Annotated in this window: 11 protein-coding genes and 1 riboswitch; of the genes, 5 read left to right on the top strand and 6 right to left on the bottom strand. The window is 71.0% G+C overall.

Annotated features, from left to right (window positions below):
* The first annotated feature begins 51 nt into the window (after positions 1 to 51).
* A riboswitch (TPP riboswitch) is annotated at positions 52 to 228 on the top strand.
* The gene (thiC, locus tag AB0F03_RS12260; RefSeq protein ID WP_361989499.1) at positions 221 to 2005 is read left to right on the top strand and encodes a phosphomethylpyrimidine synthase ThiC; all 1785 of its coding nucleotides are present in this window, start codon (positions 221 to 223) and stop codon (positions 2003 to 2005) included. Its footprint overlaps the riboswitch before it by 8 nt.
* A 102-nt stretch (positions 2006 to 2107) precedes the next feature.
* Here thiC and AB0F03_RS12255 read toward each other — a convergent pair whose 3' ends face one another.
* From AB0F03_RS12255 to AB0F03_RS12245, 3 genes are all read right to left on the bottom strand, one after another.
* Positions 2108 to 2977, bottom strand: coding sequence for a hypothetical protein (locus AB0F03_RS12255; RefSeq protein ID WP_361989496.1), 870 nt, complete (start codon positions 2975 to 2977; stop codon positions 2108 to 2110).
* Positions 2978 to 3155: 178 nt separating this feature from the next.
* The gene (locus tag AB0F03_RS12250; RefSeq protein ID WP_361989493.1) at positions 3156 to 4235 is read right to left on the bottom strand and encodes a metallophosphoesterase; all 1080 of its coding nucleotides are present in this window, start codon (positions 4233 to 4235) and stop codon (positions 3156 to 3158) included.
* 289 nt (positions 4236 to 4524) lie between these two features.
* Entirely contained in the window at positions 4525 to 5637 is a 1113-nt protein-coding gene (locus AB0F03_RS12245; protein WP_361989490.1) for a LacI family DNA-binding transcriptional regulator, read from the bottom strand.
* Between the two features lie 454 nt (positions 5638 to 6091).
* Between AB0F03_RS12245 and hisC the strand changes: the two genes are divergently transcribed.
* Positions 6092 to 7171: a histidinol-phosphate transaminase gene (hisC, locus tag AB0F03_RS12240; RefSeq protein ID WP_361989487.1), complete on the top strand. Its 1080-nt coding sequence runs from the start codon at positions 6092 to 6094 to the stop codon at positions 7169 to 7171.
* A gap of 15 nt (positions 7172 to 7186) precedes the next feature.
* On the opposite strand, the gene AB0F03_RS12235 is transcribed toward hisC, so the two are convergent.
* Entirely contained in the window at positions 7187 to 7588 is a 402-nt protein-coding gene (locus AB0F03_RS12235; protein ID WP_361989485.1) for a cyclophilin-like fold protein, read from the bottom strand.
* A gap of 211 nt (positions 7589 to 7799) precedes the next feature.
* Here AB0F03_RS12235 and AB0F03_RS12230 point away from each other — a divergent pair, with 211 nt between their 5' ends.
* From AB0F03_RS12230 to cydD, 3 genes are read left to right on the top strand one after another with little or no spacing between them, the layout of a single operon-like run.
* Entirely contained in the window at positions 7800 to 9308 is a 1509-nt protein-coding gene (locus AB0F03_RS12230; RefSeq protein ID WP_361989482.1) for a cytochrome ubiquinol oxidase subunit I, read from the top strand.
* Positions 9309 to 9323: 15 nt separating this feature from the next.
* Positions 9324 to 10343, top strand: a complete 1020-nt coding sequence (gene cydB / locus AB0F03_RS12225; protein ID WP_361989479.1) for a cytochrome d ubiquinol oxidase subunit II — start codon at positions 9324 to 9326, stop codon at positions 10341 to 10343.
* A 59-nt stretch (positions 10344 to 10402) separates the two neighbouring features.
* Positions 10403 to 14020 (top strand): thiol reductant ABC exporter subunit CydD, encoded by a 3618-nt coding sequence (gene cydD / locus AB0F03_RS12220; protein ID WP_361989476.1) that lies wholly within the window; start codon positions 10403 to 10405, stop codon positions 14018 to 14020.
* A gap of 45 nt (positions 14021 to 14065) precedes the next feature.
* Here cydD and AB0F03_RS12215 read toward each other — a convergent pair whose 3' ends face one another.
* Entirely contained in the window at positions 14066 to 14956 is an 891-nt protein-coding gene (locus AB0F03_RS12215; RefSeq protein WP_361989474.1) for an HAD-IIB family hydrolase, read from the bottom strand.
* A gap of 116 nt (positions 14957 to 15072) precedes the next feature.
* The gene (locus AB0F03_RS12210) at positions 15073 to 15975 is read right to left on the bottom strand and encodes an LLM class flavin-dependent oxidoreductase (protein WP_361989471.1); all 903 of its coding nucleotides are present in this window, start codon (positions 15973 to 15975) and stop codon (positions 15073 to 15075) included.
* Between the last annotated feature and the right edge of the window lie 30 nt (positions 15976 to 16005).

The following is a 16005-nucleotide window of genomic DNA, read 5'->3' as shown; positions in this document are numbered from 1 at the left end:
GGTGGGGGCCCACTGTTCACCGCGCCCTCCATGCCGCTAGCGTGGAGGCACCTTTGCACACGCGGGAGCTCGGAGCACCGGGCTGAGAGGGCGCTGACCTCCGTAGACGCGATGTTTCACGTGGAACCAACAGGTTCCACGCAGGACATCGGCACACGGGAATCGCTGCGTCGACCGCCGAACCTGTTACCGGGTAATGCCGGCGTAGGGAGTAGGTCCGATGACCAACAAGGACGCACGCACGCCTGCCTCCGTTCGGGACGAGAAGTCCGACGAGGCCGGGAAGTCCATTGGCTGGCACAAGGCGTACGTCGAGGGCTCGCGCCCCGACCTGCGCGTGCCGGTCCGTCAGGTGCAGCTCACCAACGGGGAGTCGGTCACGCTGTACGACACGTCGGGGCCGTACACCGATCCGCTTGCCGACACGGACGTCCGCAGGGGCCTGTCACCGCTGCGGGAGAACTGGATCATCGCCCGCGGTGACACCGAGGAGTACGCGGGGCGTCCCGTCCGCCCCGAGGACGACGGGCTCCGGCACACCTCGCCACGCGGCGGGCTGCGCAACCTGGACGCGGTCTTCCCCGGGCGCCCGCGCCAGCCGCGGCGGGGCCGGAGCGGCCGGCCGGTGACGCAGCTCGCCTATGCCCGACGGGGCGAGGTCACGCCGGAGATGGAGTTCGTGGCCATCCGGGAGAACGTCTCTCCCGAGGTGGTCCGCGAGGAGATCGCGGCGGGCCGGGCCGTGCTGCCGGCCAACGTCAATCACCCGGAGATCGAGCCGATGATCATCGGTAAGCGGTTCCTGGTGAAGGTGAACGCCAACATCGGCAACTCCGCGGTGACGTCCTCCATCGAGGAGGAGGTCGAGAAGATGACCTGGGCGACCCACTGGGGCGCCGACACGGTCATGGACCTCTCGACCGGCCGCAACATCCACACCACCCGTGAGTGGGTCCTGCGCAACTCCCCCGTCCCCATCGGCACGGTGCCGCTCTACCAGGCTCTGGAGAAGGTCGACGGCCGGGCCGAGGAACTGACCTGGGAGATCTACAAGGACACCGTCATCGAGCAGGCCGAGCAGGGCGTGGACTACATGACCGTCCACGCGGGCGTCCGGCTGCCGTACGTCCCGCTCACCGCCAACCGTAAGACGGGCATCGTCTCGCGCGGCGGCTCCATCATGGCCGCGTGGTGCCTGGCGCACCACAAGGAGTCGTTCCTGTACGAGAACTTCGAAGAGCTGTGCGAGATCCTCGCCGCCTACGACGTCACGTACTCGCTGGGCGACGGACTCAGGCCCGGTTCGATCGCGGACGCCAACGACGAGGCACAGTTCGCGGAACTGAGGACGCTCGGGGAACTCAACCGCGTCGCCAGGCGTTTTCAGGTACAGACGATGATCGAGGGCCCCGGGCACGTCCCGATGCACAAGATCAAGGAGAACATCGACCTTCAGCAGGAGATCTGCGATGAAGCTCCGTTCTATACGCTCGGCCCGCTGACCACGGACATCGCGCCGGCGTACGACCACATCACCTCCGGTATCGGCGCCGCGATGATCGCCTGGTGGGGCACGGCGATGCTCTGCTACGTCACGCCCAAGGAGCACCTGGGCCTGCCCAACCGGGACGACGTCAAGACCGGTGTCATCACCTACAAGATCGCCGCGCACGCGGCCGACCTGGCCAAGGGGCACCCGGGCGCTCAGGAGTGGGACGACGCGCTGTCGGACGCCCGTTTCGAGTTCCGGTGGGAGGACCAGTTCAACCTCGCCCTGGACCCGGACACGGCACGGGAGTTCCACGACGAGACCCTGCCCGCGGAACCCGCCAAGACGGCCCACTTCTGCTCCATGTGCGGGCCGAAGTTCTGCAGCATGAAGATCTCGCAGGACATCCGGCGCGAGCACGGAGGCGACCGGGCCGAGATCGAGCAGGGCATGGCCCAGAAGTCGCAGGAGTTCGCGGCGGCGGGCAACCGGGTGTACCTGCCGGTCGCCGACTGAAAGGCGTGGTGAACTCGCCGCGCCGGCCGGGCCCTTGAGGGGACGGCCGGCGCGGCGGGCCGGAGTCGTCCGGCGCACGGGACCGAGCTGCCGCGGGTGCGGTCAGTCGGGCTGGTGCTCCGGGCCGCCGTAGTCCGGGCTCGTGTAGTCGGGGCTGGTGAAGCTCGGGCGGCCGCTCGTGGTGCCGTCGTCCCCGGGGCTGCTGAAGCCGGGACGGTCGTAGCCCAGCCGCGGGATGCGGCCGGTCGTCGGGGCGGGCGGGGCCGTACGGCGCACGGCGGGCGGACCCGGTTCGGTGAGCGCCTCCCGCAGGAACGGCAGGATGCCGCGCTCCAGCAGCGCCTGCTGCCACGCCGCTCTGGCCCTGGCCAGTTCCTCGTGCGCCGCCTCCCGGGCGCGGGCTTCCGGCGAGGTGCTGTTGCGCAGGGCGGTGAGCAGCAGTCCGACGGCGGCGACGAGGATCCCGGCCGCCGTCAGAGCGCCGAACACCCAGCCGGTGGTGAGCATGGTCCGGGCGAAGGTCTGCCCGGGATCCAGCACCTTCAGGAGGTAGCCGACGAGCAGGAAGAGGACGGCCGCGGTCCCGGAGAGGAGGGGAGCGAGGACGGCGATGACGGCGACGGCGCCCGCGCCGGTGCTCTCGGCGGCCTCCCCGAGGGCGGTGGCGAGGTCCGTGGTGTCCGGATCCGGCTCCACCGCGCCGGGGCCTCCGGCGGCGGCCTGGACGGACAACGCCGGGTGACGCAGTTCGTCTCGGACCTTGACGTAGTGCTGGTACTCGGCCGCCGCGGCTGCCGTGATCAGGGCGCTGGCGCTTCGTGCCATGGTGCGCAGTTGTTCGGGATCGAGCCGCTGACCCACAGCGGCCAGTTCCGGTCGGTCGGGTGCGGAGCGCAGCGCCTCATCGAGGAGCCGCTCGAAATCCTGGCGGTCCTCGCTCTGAAGGTGCTGCGGAACGCTGTTCATGTGCATCCCCCGGTGCTCCGTAGGGCTGGGGCTCGCACGCCGGCGAGCCGTCGGGCAGAAACGGAGGGGAGCCTGCTACGGATAAGCCGATGGTAGAGCCGGCACGGCGCACGGTGACAGGGGTTACCGGAAATTGCGTTCCGGCCTGCGCTTTCGCGGCCGGGGACCCGTGCCCGGGGAACGGTCAGCCGCTCAGGGGGAGTTGTTGAACGAGTAGCTTTCCGGCCATGGTCACCCCGCCGTCCATGGCGATGGCGAGGCCGTCGGCGTACACGTGTGGTCCCTCGACGGCCGGGCCGGCGCCGTCCTCGCCCTCCTCGGAACCGACCTCACCGAGGAGGTAGGGAATCGGGCTGTGCCCGTGAACCACCCGGGTGCCGCCGTACGTATCCAGGAGGGAGCGTACGGCGTCGGCGCCGCCCTCGTCCCGGAAGGAGAAGCGCTTGGTGAACTTGCGGAACAGATCCCAGACCTCGTCCGCGTCGTTGCGGGTCAGTGCCTCGCGGATGGTGTCGTTGACCGCTTCGATCGAGTCGCCGTAGTCGAGGTAGGCGGTGGTGTCGGAGTGGATGAGCAGGTGGCCGTCGACCTCCTCGACGGCGTCGAGCCGGGCCATCCACTGGAGATGGTGGTCCTGGAGGCGGTCCATGTCGGTCTTCTGGCCGCCGTTCAGCAGCCAGGCCGCCTGGAAGGTGGCGGTGCCCGCGCCGGAGTTGACGGGGGTGTCGCCGAACCGCTTGGCGCCGAGCAGCAGCAGCTCGTGGTTGCCCATGAGGGCCTTGCAGTAGCCGCCGGCCGCGGCGGCCTCGGCGGACAGCCGCATCACGAGATCGATGACGCCGATGCCGTCGGGGCCGCGGTCGGTGAAGTCGCCGAGGAACCACAGCCGGGAGGTGCCGGCGGACCACTGGCCCGAGGCGTCGACCAGGCCCTGCGCCTGTAGGGCGGTCATCAGTTCGTCGAGGTAGCCGTGGACGTCACCGACGACGTAGAGCGGTCCGGGACCGGCGACGGGCTGCGGTGCCGGGGCTGCGGTGGCCGGCTCGACGGGGACCTGGAGGGTGTCACCGGGTCCGATGACCGGCAGATCCCGCTGGGTGGGGGTGTAACCCTCCGGGTACGCCTCCTCGGCGGGCGCTTCGGCGTCGCCCGGGTGGAGCCCGTGGACGTACGGAGCGGTCTCATGGACGTACGCGGGTACCCGGAAGTCGCGTAGCGTCGCCGTCCGCTCCACCTCGGGTCCCTGACCGGCCCCCTGAGTCATCAGACCCCTCCACCATCGCGCCGCATCTGCACCGCTTCGGACTGCCTGGTCGCAGCGGTCCGCGGTGTCGTGCGCCCATCATAGGAATGCGCGTAGCGCCATGTGATGACCCAGGGGTGGTGAATCGGAACAAGACTCCGGTTCACCGCGGCTTTCGCCCCGTTTGGGCAGGTGTTCGGCGGGCTGTCGGGTGACCGGGGCGTCGGCCGGTCACGCGTCCGCCGGCCCGGACCCCGTCAGGGCGCCACGGGCTCCCTGTCCCCCGGGCGCCCGCGGTGCCGCTCCGGCGTCACGTGTCGTCCGGCGTACGGGGTGGGCTGACCGTCGTGCGCGGCGGACGGCGCTGGGACGAGGTGCGCACGATCAGCTCGGTCGGTATCACCTGCTCGACCGGCCGGTCTCCCTGGACCCCCTCGATGGCGTCGATGAGCAGTTGCACGACCGCCGTCCCGATGCGGCGTGGCTTCAGGGAGAGCGTGGTGATGGGCGGTTCGGTGCCGGCGTAGACCGCGGACTCGCTGCAACACACCACCAGCAGGTCCTCGGGGACGCGCAGCCCGTAGCGGCGGGCCGCGGCGAGCAGATCGGTGCCGTTGGGGTCGAACAGGCCGTAGACGGCGTCGGGGCGGTCGGGGCGGCCGAGCAGCCGGTCGGCGGCGACGGTGCCCGCGCAGGGGTCGTGCGCGGGGTAGGCCTCGTAGACCGGTTCCTGGCCGACCCGTTCGCACCAGCGCAGGTAGGCGGAGGTGGACAGGTGGGTGTACGTGTCCGTCGAGGTGCCGGTGAGCAGGCCGATGCGGCGGGCGCCCGACTCGGCGAGGTGGTCCAGGATGTCGAGTACGGCGGCGGCGTGGTCGTTGTCGACCCAGGCGGTGACGGGGAGCTCGCCGGCCGGGCGGCCGTCGGAGACTACGGGCAGTCCCTGCCGCACCAGTTCGCTGACCACGGGATCCTGGTCGGAGGGGTCGATGACGATCGTGCCGTCGAGGGCGACGTTGGACCAGACGTCGTGGCGGGACGTCGCGGGCAGGATGACCAGGGCGTAGCCGCGGGCGAGGGCGGCGGAGGTGGCGGCCCGGGCCATCTCGGCGAAGTAGGCGAACTCCGTGAAGGTGAAAGGTTCATCCCCGTACGTCGTCACGGTCAGGCCGATCAGCCCGGACTTGCCGGTACGGAGGGTGCGGGCGGCGGCCGAGGGGCGGTACCCCAGCCGGTCGGCGACCTCGCGGACATGGCGGCGGGTGGCGTCCGGCAGCCTGCCCTTGCCGTTGAGGGCGTCGGAGACGGTCGTGATGGAGACCCCGGCTGCTGCGGCGACGTCTCTGATGCCGGCCCGGCCGGGCCGGTTGCCTCGACGCGAGGTTTCCGCGCGGCTCACCTGGTGCTTCCCTGCTGCTGTCATGGCGAGCCGATAGTAGGGCTCATGCGGTGGGGTAGTGCGGACGCATATGCGCACGTTGACAGGCACGATTCTGCATGGTCATACGGAGTCAACTCCCTTGGAAACCAAGGTAGTTGTTCGACCCAATGGTACGACGTGACGTGTCGACGCGGATGGACCTGCCGAGGGTCCGAGGTCTCGAAGAGGTCTCAACTCACCTTCACGGGGGACGCGCGCCACGGCGCGAGCTACGGGCGCGTAGATATATGTACGGCGCGCCCCCCGAAACGCACGCCTTCGTGCGGTGATGCCCGGGATGCCGTCGGAGTGGGCGGGGTCTCGTCCTGTTTGCGTACCGCGCTCGCACACCTGCTCGTCCCGCGCCTGTACGCAGGGGCGTCGAATCCTCTTAAGGTGAGGAGTATGGGAAGCCGGCGGCGTCGATGGTCCGCCGGTGGTGGCGAGGAGGACTGCGGTGAGCGAGACGAACCCCAAGCTGCGTGCCGAGCTGGAGGGGATCCCCACCTACAAGCCGGGCAAGCCGGCGGCGACCGGCGGACCGGTCGCCTACAAGCTGTCCTCCAACGAGAATCCGTACCCGCCGCTGCCCGGTGTGCTGGAGAGCGTGACCGCGGCGGCCTGCACCTTCAACCGCTACCCGGACATGGCCTGCACCGGGCTGATGAACGAGCTGTCGGACCGCTTCGGCGTCCCGCTCTCCCACCTGGCCACCGGCACCGGCTCGGTCGGGGTCGCCCAGCAGCTGGTGCAGGCCACCAGCGGGCCGGGTGACGAGGTGATCTACGCCTGGCGGTCGTTCGAGGCGTACCCGATCATCGCGCAGATCAGCGGCGCCCGGTCGGTGCAGGTGCCGCTGACGCCGGGTGATGTGCACGACCTGGACGCGATGGCGGACGCGATCACCGACCGGACCCGGCTGATCTTCGTCTGCAACCCCAACAACCCGACCGGCACGGTGGTACGGCGGGCCGAGCTGGAGCGGTTCCTCGACCGGGTGCCCGGTGACGTGCTGGTGGTGCTGGACGAGGCCTACCGCGAGTTCATCCGCGATCCCGAGGTGCCCGACGGTGTCGAGCTGTACCGGGAGCGGCCCAATGTCTGCGTCCTGCGCACGTTCTCCAAGGCGTACGGGCTCGCCGGGCTGCGCGTCGGTTTCGCGATCGCCCATGAGCCGGTGGCGGCCGCGCTGCGCAAGACGGCGGTGCCGTTCGGGGTGAGCCAGCTCGCGCAGGAGGCGGCGATCGCCTCGCTGCGGGCCGAGGACGAGCTGCTGGGCCGGGTCGGCTCGCTCGTGTGTGAGCGCACTCGCGTGGTCGACACGCTGCGGGACCAGGGCTGGACGGTGCCCGAGACGCAGGCCAATTTCGTATGGCTGCGGCTGGGGGAGCGGACGGTCGCCTTCGCCCAGGCCTGTGAGAAGCACGGTGTGGTGGTCCGGCCGTTCCCGGGCGAGGGTGTGCGGGTGACGGTCGGGGAGACCGAGGCGAACGACATCTTCCTGAAGGCCGCGGAGGCGTTCCGCGGGGAGCTGTAGCCCACCCGCTGTTCTCTACTCCTCGATCAGCTCCACACGGACGGGGTCGCCGTTTCGTACGGTCGCCAGGACGCCGGCGTCCCCGTCCACGTTTCCGAGGACGTTGCACGGACTTGCGAGACGGCACTCCCCCCGGAACTCGCTCCGGGGGGATCCCCAGCCTGAGATCGGCGTGGGGCCGTAGGGCAGGGCGAGCGCGTCGCCGTCCGTCCAGAAGGCGACCGTGCCCGGTGCCACGATCTGCCGGGCGTCCGTTTCACGTGAAACAGAGACGCCTGTGTCGAAATACACCTCCTCACCCCAGGTATGCGCGGTCGAGGCGAGTGGCAGCGCCTTCGCGAGGGTCCGGGCGGTCGGTGCGCTTGCGTCGAGGGTCGCGGTGATGTTGCCCGCGGGCCAGGAGACACGTATCCGCATGGCGGGCAATTCAACAAGATGTTGAAGTCGCTGCCAAGGTCCTGACGTGGAGGCGGAGGGGGGACCCCCCTTCGGCAGCCGAAAATCAGTGCGTGCATAATGGCTTGTGAATGTGAACGCGTTCACAAGCGCATCCCGATTGCTCCGGTATGTAGATGACAAGCGGGGCAAATCGCCGCTGTACCACGGCGTAAGTAAGGAGAGTGACGACGTGGACCTGGCTCTGGCGCCGGAGACACTGGCGCGCTGGCAGTTCGGCATCACCACCGTCTACCACTTCCTGTTCGTCCCGCTGACGATCTCCCTGGCCGCCCTCACGGCCGGGCTCCAGACGGCCTGGGTGCGCACGGAGAAGGAGAAGTACCTCAGGGCGACGAAGTTCTGGGGCAAGCTCTTCCTGATCAACATCGCGATGGGCGTGGTCACCGGCATCGTGCAGGAGTTCCAGTTCGGCATGAACTGGTCGGACTACTCGCGGTTCGTCGGTGACATCTTCGGTGCTCCACTCGCCTTCGAGGCGCTGATCGCCTTCTTCTTCGAGTCCACCTTCATCGGCCTGTGGATCTTCGGCTGGGACAAGCTGCCGCAGAAGATCCACCTGGCCTGCATCTGGATGGTCTCGATCGGAACGGTGCTGTCGGCGTACTTCATCCTCGCGGCCAACTCCTGGATGCAGCACCCCGTCGGCTACCGGATCGACAAGGCGAAGGGGCGGGCGGAGCTGACCGACTTCTGGGCCGTGCTGACCCAGAACACCGCCCTCAGCCAGGCCTTCCACACCCTGTCCGCCGCCTTCCTCACCGGTGGCGCCTTCATGGTGGGCATCTCCGCCTACCACCTCGCCCGCAAGAAGCACATCCGCGAGATGAAGACCTCGCTGCGGCTCGGTCTGATCACCGTGGTCGTCGCCGGTCTGCTCACCTCGGTCAGCGGTGACGTGCTCGGCAAGGTCATGTTCAAGCAGCAGCCGATGAAGATGGCCGCCGCCGAGGCGCTGTGGGACGGTCAGAAGCCGGCACCGTTCTCGATCTTCGCCTACGGTGACGTCGACAAGGGCCACAACACCGTGGCCGTGGAGATACCCGGCCTGCTGTCCTTCCTCGCCGACGACAACTTCACCTCGTACGTCCCCGGCATCAACGACGTCAACAAGGCCGAGCAGCAGAAGTTCGGGCCCGGCGACTACCGGCCCAACATCCCGGTCGCCTTCTGGGGCTTCCGCTGGATGATCGGCTTCGGTATGGCCTCCTTCGCCATCGGCCTGGCCGGGCTCTGGCTGACGCGCACAAAGTTCATGCTGGCGCAGCACCTCAGGGTCGGCGACGACGAGGTGCCCCACCTGGTGCTGTTCAGGAACAAGACCCTGGGACCGAAGCTCACCCCCTGGTACTGGCGCATCGCGGTGTGGACCCTGGCGTTTCCGCTGATCGCCAACTCCTGGGGCTGGATCTTCACCGAGATGGGCCGCCAGCCGTGGGCCGTCTACGGCGTCCTCCAGACCCGGAGCGCGGTCTCCCCCGGTGTCTCGCAGGGTGAGGTCCTCCTCTCGATGACCGTCTTCACCGCGCTGTACGCGATCCTCGCCGTCGTCGAGGTGAAGCTGCTCGCGAAGTACGTCAAGGCCGGCCCGCCGGAGCTGACCGAGGCCGACCTCAACCCGCCCACGAAGATCGGCGGCGACACCCGTGACGCCGACAAGCCGATGGCCTTCTCGTACTAGGCCGAGGGAACAGTCATGGAACTTCACGACGTCTGGTTCGTCCTGATCGCCGTCCTGTGGACCGGCTACTTCTTCCTGGAGGGCTTCGACTTCGGAGTCGGGATCCTCACCAGACTGCTGGCGCGTGACCGGGCCGAGCGCCGGGTGTTGATCAATACCATCGGCCCCGTCTGGGACGGCAACGAGGTGTGGCTGCTCACCGCGGGCGGCGCGACCTTCGCCGCGTTCCCGGAGTGGTACGCCACCCTCTTCTCCGGCTTCTACCTGCCCCTGCTCCTCGTCCTGGTCTGCCTGATCGTCCGGGGCGTCGCCTTCGAGTACCGGGCCAAGCGCCCGGAGGAGAACTGGCAGCGCAACTGGGAGACGGCGATCTTCTGGACCTCGCTGCTCCCGGCGTTCCTGTGGGGCGTCGCGTTCGGGAACATCGTCGGGGGCGTGCGGATCGACCGGAACTTCGAGTACGTCGGCAGCGTCTGGGACCTGCTCAACCCCCACGCCCTGCTCGGCGGCCTGGTGACGCTCACGCTGTTCACCTTCCACGGGGCGGTGTTCACCGCGCTCAAGACCGTCGGCGACATCCGGGTGCGGGCACGGAGGCTGGCCCGGTGGGTCGGTCTCGGCACGGCCGTCACGGCGCTGGCGTTCCTGTGGTGGACACAGGCCGACAGCGGTGACGGCAAGAGCCTGGTGGCCCTGATCGTGGCGGTGGCCGCCCTGGTGGCCGCCCTCGTGGCCAACCAGCTCGGGCGTGAGGGATGGGCGTTCGCGCTGTCCGGCATCACCATCGTGGCCACCGTGGCGATGCTCTTCCTGTCGCTCTTCCCGAACGTCATGCCGTCTACCCTCGACAGCGACTGGAGCCTGACGGTCACCAACGCCTCGTCGAGCCCGTACACCCTGAAGATCATGACGTGGTGTGCGGCGATCGCCACACCCATCGTCCTGCTCTACCAGGGCTGGACCTACTGGGTGTTCCGCAAGCGGATCGGCACCCAGCACATCGCAGCCGACGCCGCTGCCGGCACCGCGCACTGAGTCCGCCGAGGGTGTGTTTCACGTGAAACACACCCTCAGGACCGAAGGGCCTGTTTCACGTGAAACCAATCGATCCACGCCTTCTGCGGTACGCCCGCGCCACCCGGTTCTTCCTCGTGGCGGTCGTCGTCCTGGGTGCCGTCGGTGCGGGGCTGGTGATCGCCCAGGCGATGCTCGTCGCCGAGATCGTCGTCGGCGCGTTCCAGCACGGGAAGTCTGCGGCCGAACTGGGCACTCCCCTGCTGCTGTTGGCGGCCGTGGCCGTGGGTCGGGCGGTTGTCGCCTGGCTCACCGAACTCGCGTCCCACCGGGCGAGCGCGGCCGTGAAGTCGGAACTGCGCGGGCGGCTCCTGGACCGGGCGGCGACTCTGGGACCCGGATGGCTGAGCGGACAGCGGACCGGCTCGCTCGTCACCCTGGCCACACGCGGGGTCGACGCCCTGGACGACTATTTCTCGCGCTATCTCCCGCAGTTGGGGCTCGCGGTGGTCGTGCCGGTGGCGGTGCTCGCCCGGATCGTCACCGAGGACTGGGTGTCGGCGGCGATCATCATCGGTACCCTGCCGCTCATTCCGCTCTTCATGATGCTGATCGGGTGGGCGACGCAGTCCCGGATGGACCGGCAATGGCGGTCGCTGTCGCAGCTGTCCGGACACTTCCTGGACGTGGTGGCGGGGTTGCCCACGCTGAAGGTGTTCGGCCGGGCCAAGGCGCAGGCCGCATCCATCCGGCGGATCACCGGGGAGTACCGGCAGGCCACGCTGGGGACGCTGCGGATCGCGTTCCTCTCCTCGTTCGCGCTGGAGCTGCTCGCCACGCTGTCCGTCGCGCTGGTCGCCGTGGCGATCGGGATGCGGCTGGTCCACGGCGAGATGGAGCTGTATGCCGGGCTGCTGATCCTGGTGCTGGCGCCCGAGGCGTATCTGCCGCTGCGGCAGGTGGGCGCGCAGTACCACGCGGCGGCGGAGGGGCTCGCCGCCGCGGAGGAGATCTTCACCGTGCTGGAGACACCGGTGGCGGAGCCGGGTACCGGCGTGGTGCCCGCGGGCGCGGTGGTCTTCGACGGCGTCACCGTCCGCCATCCCGGGCGCTCCGAGGATGCCGTGACCGGTGTGTCCTTCACCGTGGAGCCCGGGGAGATCGTCGCCCTGGTGGGGCCGAGCGGAGCGGGCAAGTCGACGCTGCTGGACGTGCTGCTGGGGTTCGTACGGCCCAGCGAGGGGCGGGTACGGATCGGAGGGGCCGATCTCGCCGGGCTGGACGTGGCGGAGTGGCGGTCGCGGATCGCGTGGGTGCCGCAGCGACCGCACCTGTACGCCGGGAGCGTCGCGGAGAACGTACGGCTCGCGCGGCCGGAAGCGGACGACGCCGCCGTACGGCGTGCGCTGCGGGACGCGGGGGCGTGGGAGTTCGTGGCGGCGCTGCCCGAGGGGGCAGACACCCTGCTCGGGGAGGACGGGGCGGGACTGTCGGCGGGGCAGCGGCAGCGGCTGGCGTTGGCGCGGGCGTTCCTCGCGGACCGGCCCGTGCTGCTGCTGGACGAGCCGACGGCCGCGCTCGACGGAGTGACGGAGCGGGAGGTCGTCGCTGCGGTGCGCAGGCTTGCGGTGGGTCGGACCGTGTTGCTCGTCGTGCATCGGCCGGCGTTGCTGGAGGTGGCTGACCGGGTGGTGCGGCTGGGTCGAGGCGGGCTGGTGACGCATTCGGCGGGCAGCCGGCCGACCAGGGGCCTGGACTCCCGCGCCCGTCTCGGCGCCCTGGAGGACGAGCCGGAGGTGGCTGGGCCGGGCGGGCAGGCGGGTGCGCCGGTGGGGGCTGGATCCGGTGGGCCCGCCGCCGCCGGCCTCGGCCAGCCGGTAGGAACTGGGCGTGCTGGGCACGGGCCGGTGGGGGCCGAGGCCGGTGGAACGGTTCTCGGGCGGGTCTTGCGCGGCGGTGGGTCCCGGCGCGGGCGGATGGGGCTTGCCTGGGGGCTCGGGAGTCTGGCCGTCGGAAGTGCCGTGGGGCTGATGGCGACGTCCGGGTGGCTCATCTCGCGGGCCTCGCAGCAGCCGCCGGTGCTGTACCTGATGGTGGCCGTGACCGCCACGCGGGCGTTCGGGATCGGGCGGGCCGTGTTCCGGTACGCCGAGCGGCTGGTGTCGCACGATGCCGTCCTGCGGATGCTGGCCGACACCCGGGTCGCGGTCTACCGGCGCCTGGAACGCCTCGCGCCCGCCGGGCTGCGTACCGTGCGCCGCGGTGATCTGCTCAGCCGGCTGGTCGCGGACGTGGACGCGTTCCAGGACTACTGGCTGCGCTGGCTGCTGCCCGCCGCGGTCGCCCTGGCCGTCTCCGCGGCCTCCGTCGGCTTCACGGCCTGGCTGCTGCCCGAGGCCGGCGCCGCTCTCGCGGCGGGTCTGCTCGCGGCCGGCGTGGGCGTCCCCCTGCTGACCGCACGCGTGGCCCGGCGGACCGAGCGGCGGCTGGCGCCCGCCCGGGGAGTGCTGGCGACCCGGGTGACCGACCTCCTCACCGGCACCGCGGAGCTGACCGTCACCGGTGCGCTGCCCGGCCGTACGGTCGCGGTCCGGCGAGCCGACGGCACCCTCACCCGGATCGCCGCGCGCGCCGCCACCGTCACCGGGCTCGGTGACGGACTGACCGCGCTCGTCTCCGGGCTGACCGTCACGGCCACCGCGCTGCTCGGGGCCCAGGCGGTGGCGGCCGGCCGGCTCGACGGCGTGGCGATGGCCGTGGTCGTCCTGACCCCGCTGGCCGCGTTCGAGGCCGTCCTCGGGCTGCCGCTCGCCTTGCGTCACCGGCAGCGGGTGCGGCGCAGCGCGGAGCGCGTGTACGAGGTCCTGGACGCCCCCGAGCCCGTACGCGAGCCCGAGCGGCCCCGGCAGGCGCCCGCCTCGCCGTTCCCGGTGGTCGTCAAGGGGCTGACCGCACGGTACGGGGGACAGCGGCGGGAGGCGCTGGCCGGGCTGGACCTGACCCTGGAGCGGGGCCGCCGGGTCGCGGTGGTCGGCGCGTCCGGGGCCGGCAAGTCGACCCTCGCCCAGGTGCTGCTGCGGTTCCTCGACCCGGAGGCGGGTTCGTACACGCTCGCCGGTGTGGACGCCTGCGCGCTGGCCGGTGACGACGTGCGGCGGCTCGTCGGGCTGTGTGCCCAGGACGCCCACCTCTTCGACAGCTCGGTGCGCGAGAACCTGCTGCTGGCCAGGAAGGACGCCACCGAGGCCGGTATGCGCGAGGCGCTGGCCCGGGCCAGGCTGCTGGACTGGGTGGACTCCCTGCCCGAGGGCCTGGACACGCTGGTCGGCGAGCACGGGGCGCGGCTGTCCGGCGGGCAGCGGCAGCGGCTGGCGCTGGCCCGCGCGCTGCTGGCGGACTTTCCCGTGCTGGTGCTCGACGAGCCCGCCGAGCATCTGGACCTGCCGACGGCGGACGCGCTGACCGCCGACCTGCTGGCCGCCACCGAGGGCCGTACGACAGTGCTGATCACCCACCGGCTCGCGGGGCTGGACGCGGTGGACGAGGTGCTCGTGCTCGACGCGGGCCGGGTGGTGCAGCGGGGGCCGTACACCCGGCTGATCACCGAGGCGGGGCCGCTGCGGGAGCTGGCCCGGCGGGAGGCGGAGGCGGAGTCCCTGGTGGGAGCCCCGGCCGCCACGGCCGGAAGCTCCCGGTAGGCGGCTCCGCCGGGAGCCGGGATCGGCAAGGGCGATCGGGGAGCGTTACGGGGTGTGGTCCGTGAGCAGGTTCTCGATCACCACGGCGACCCCGTCGTCGTTGTTGGCGACCGTGCGGCCCGACGCGGCGGCGAGGACGTCCGGGTGGGCGTTGCCCATCGCGAACGACTGGCCGGCCCAGGTGAGCATCTCGACGTCGTTGGGCATGTCCCCGAAGGCCACGACCTCCTCGTGCGAGATGCCGCGCTCGGCGCAGCACAGGGCGAGGGTGCTGGCCTTGGAGACGTCGGGGCCGCTCAGTTCCAGCAGGGCGCTGGGGCTGGAGCGGGTGACGTTGGCGTGGCCGCCGACGGCGAGGCGGGCCAGGGTGAGGAAGGCGTCCGGGTCGAGCGACGGGTGGTAGGCGAGGATCTTCAGGACGGGCTGGTCCGCGTCCGGGCCGTCGGGCGCGAGCAGTTCCTCGGCGGGCCGGAGGCTGTCGGGGATCTCCATGTGCAGCTTGGGATAGTCCGGCTCCTGGTGGAAGCCGTAGGTCTGCTCCACCGCGAAGACCGTGCCGGGTGCCGCCTCGCGCAGCAGCCGTACGGCGTTCAGGGCGTTCTCCCGGAGCAGCTCGCGTACCTTCACGAACCGGTGGGCGCCGGGACCGCCGTGCAGGTCGACCACGGCCGCGCCGTTGCCACAGATCGCCAGGCCGTGACCGTGGACGTGGTCGCTGACCACGTCCATCCAGCGGGCGGGCCGGCCGGTGACGAAGAAGACCTCGATGCCGGCCGCCTCCGCGGCGGCCAGCGCGGCGACGGTCCGCGGGGAGACCGACTTGTCGTCGCGCAGCAGGGTGCCGTCGAGGTCGGTGGCGATCAGCCGCGGCCGGATGGCGGCGGACGGGGTCCCGGGCTGTCTGGTCGCTGAGGTCACCCGGTCATTCTCGCGCATATGCCTGCACGGTCGTGCGGAAGTGCGCACAGATGAGACGCAGATGACGCTCAGCGGCCCTTACCGGGGTCGGCGGGCTCCTGGTGCCGGGACCGGCTCCCCGGTCCCGGCGGGGCTCAGGCCAGCTGGGCCGGGGCTTCGGCGGCGATCCGCTCGAAGACCTTCTCGTCCGCGGCGAAGTCGGAGTCCGGGATGGGCCAGTGGATCACGATCTCGGTGAAGCCCAGCGCCTGGTGGCGGCCGGCGAAGTCCACGAAGGCGTCCACGGACGCGAGCGGCCGGCCGCGGTCCGGGGTGAAGCCGGTCAGCAGGACCTTGTCCAGCCCGGTCACGTCCCGGCCGGCGGCCTCGCAGGCCTCGGACAGCCTGCCGAGCTGCCCGCGCAGCGCTTCGACGGACTGCTCGGGGGTGCCGGTCTCGTACAGCTTCGGGTCGCCGGTGGTCACCCAGGCCTGGCCGTACCGTGCGGCCAGCTTCAGACCGCGGGGGCCGGTGGCCGCGACCGCGAACGGCAGCCGGGGGCGCTGCACACAGCCGGGTATGTTCCGCGCCTCGTGCGCCGAGTAGAACCGGCCCTCCTGCGACACGGTGTCCTCGGTGAGCAGACGGTCGAGGAGGGGCACGAACTCGGCGAACCGGTCGGCGCGCTCCCGTGGGCTCCAGGGGTCCTGGCCGAGGGCGGTCGCGTCGAAGCCGGTGCCGCCGGCGCCGATGCCCAGGGTGACCCGGCCGCCGGAGATGTCGTCGAGGCTGACGAGTTCCTTGGCCAGCGTGACCGGGTGCCGGAAGTTCGGCGAGGTGACGAGCGTGCCCAGGCGCAGTCGGTCGGTGGCCGCCGCGGCCGCGGCCAGCGTCGGGATCGCGCCGAACCAGGGGCCGTCACGGAAGCTGCGCCAGGACAGGTGGTCGTAGGTGTACGCCGTGTGGAAGCCGAGCTGTTCGGCCCTCACCCAGGACGCACGGCCGCCTTCGCTCCAGCGGCGGTACGGCAGGATCACGGTGCTCAGACGCAGACTCATGGGTCCGAGCCTAAGCGCCCGGCGCGAGCC

Origin of the sequence: Streptomyces sp. NPDC028722 (assembly GCF_040637655.1) — a bacterium.
GTDB lineage: Bacteria > Actinomycetota > Actinomycetes > Streptomycetales > Streptomycetaceae > Streptomyces.
The sequence above is the reverse complement of the archived record's forward strand: the minus strand, read 5'-3'. Positions and strand labels throughout refer to the sequence as shown.

Bases quoted from the DNA above. Each gene is read 5' to 3' on its own strand.
- AB0F03_RS12245 (WP_361989490.1), bottom strand. From the start codon at position 5,637: ATGACAGCAGCAGGGAAGCACCAGGTGAGCCGCGCGGAAACCTCGCGT.
- AB0F03_RS12210 (WP_361989471.1), bottom strand. From the start codon at position 15,975: ATGAGTCTGCGTCTGAGCACCGTGATCCTGCCGTACCGCCGCTGGAGC.
- thiC (WP_361989499.1), top strand. From the start codon at position 221: ATGACCAACAAGGACGCACGCACGCCTGCCTCCGTTCGGGACGAGAAG.
- cydB (WP_361989479.1), top strand. From the start codon at position 9,324: ATGGAACTTCACGACGTCTGGTTCGTCCTGATCGCCGTCCTGTGGACC.
- AB0F03_RS12235 (WP_361989485.1), bottom strand. From the start codon at position 7,588: ATGCGGATACGTGTCTCCTGGCCCGCGGGCAACATCACCGCGACCCTC.
- AB0F03_RS12250 (WP_361989493.1), bottom strand. From the start codon at position 4,235: ATGACTCAGGGGGCCGGTCAGGGACCCGAGGTGGAGCGGACGGCGACG.
- AB0F03_RS12215 (WP_361989474.1), bottom strand. From the start codon at position 14,956: ATGCGCGAGAATGACCGGGTGACCTCAGCGACCAGACAGCCCGGGACC.
- AB0F03_RS12255 (WP_361989496.1), bottom strand. From the start codon at position 2,977: ATGCACATGAACAGCGTTCCGCAGCACCTTCAGAGCGAGGACCGCCAG.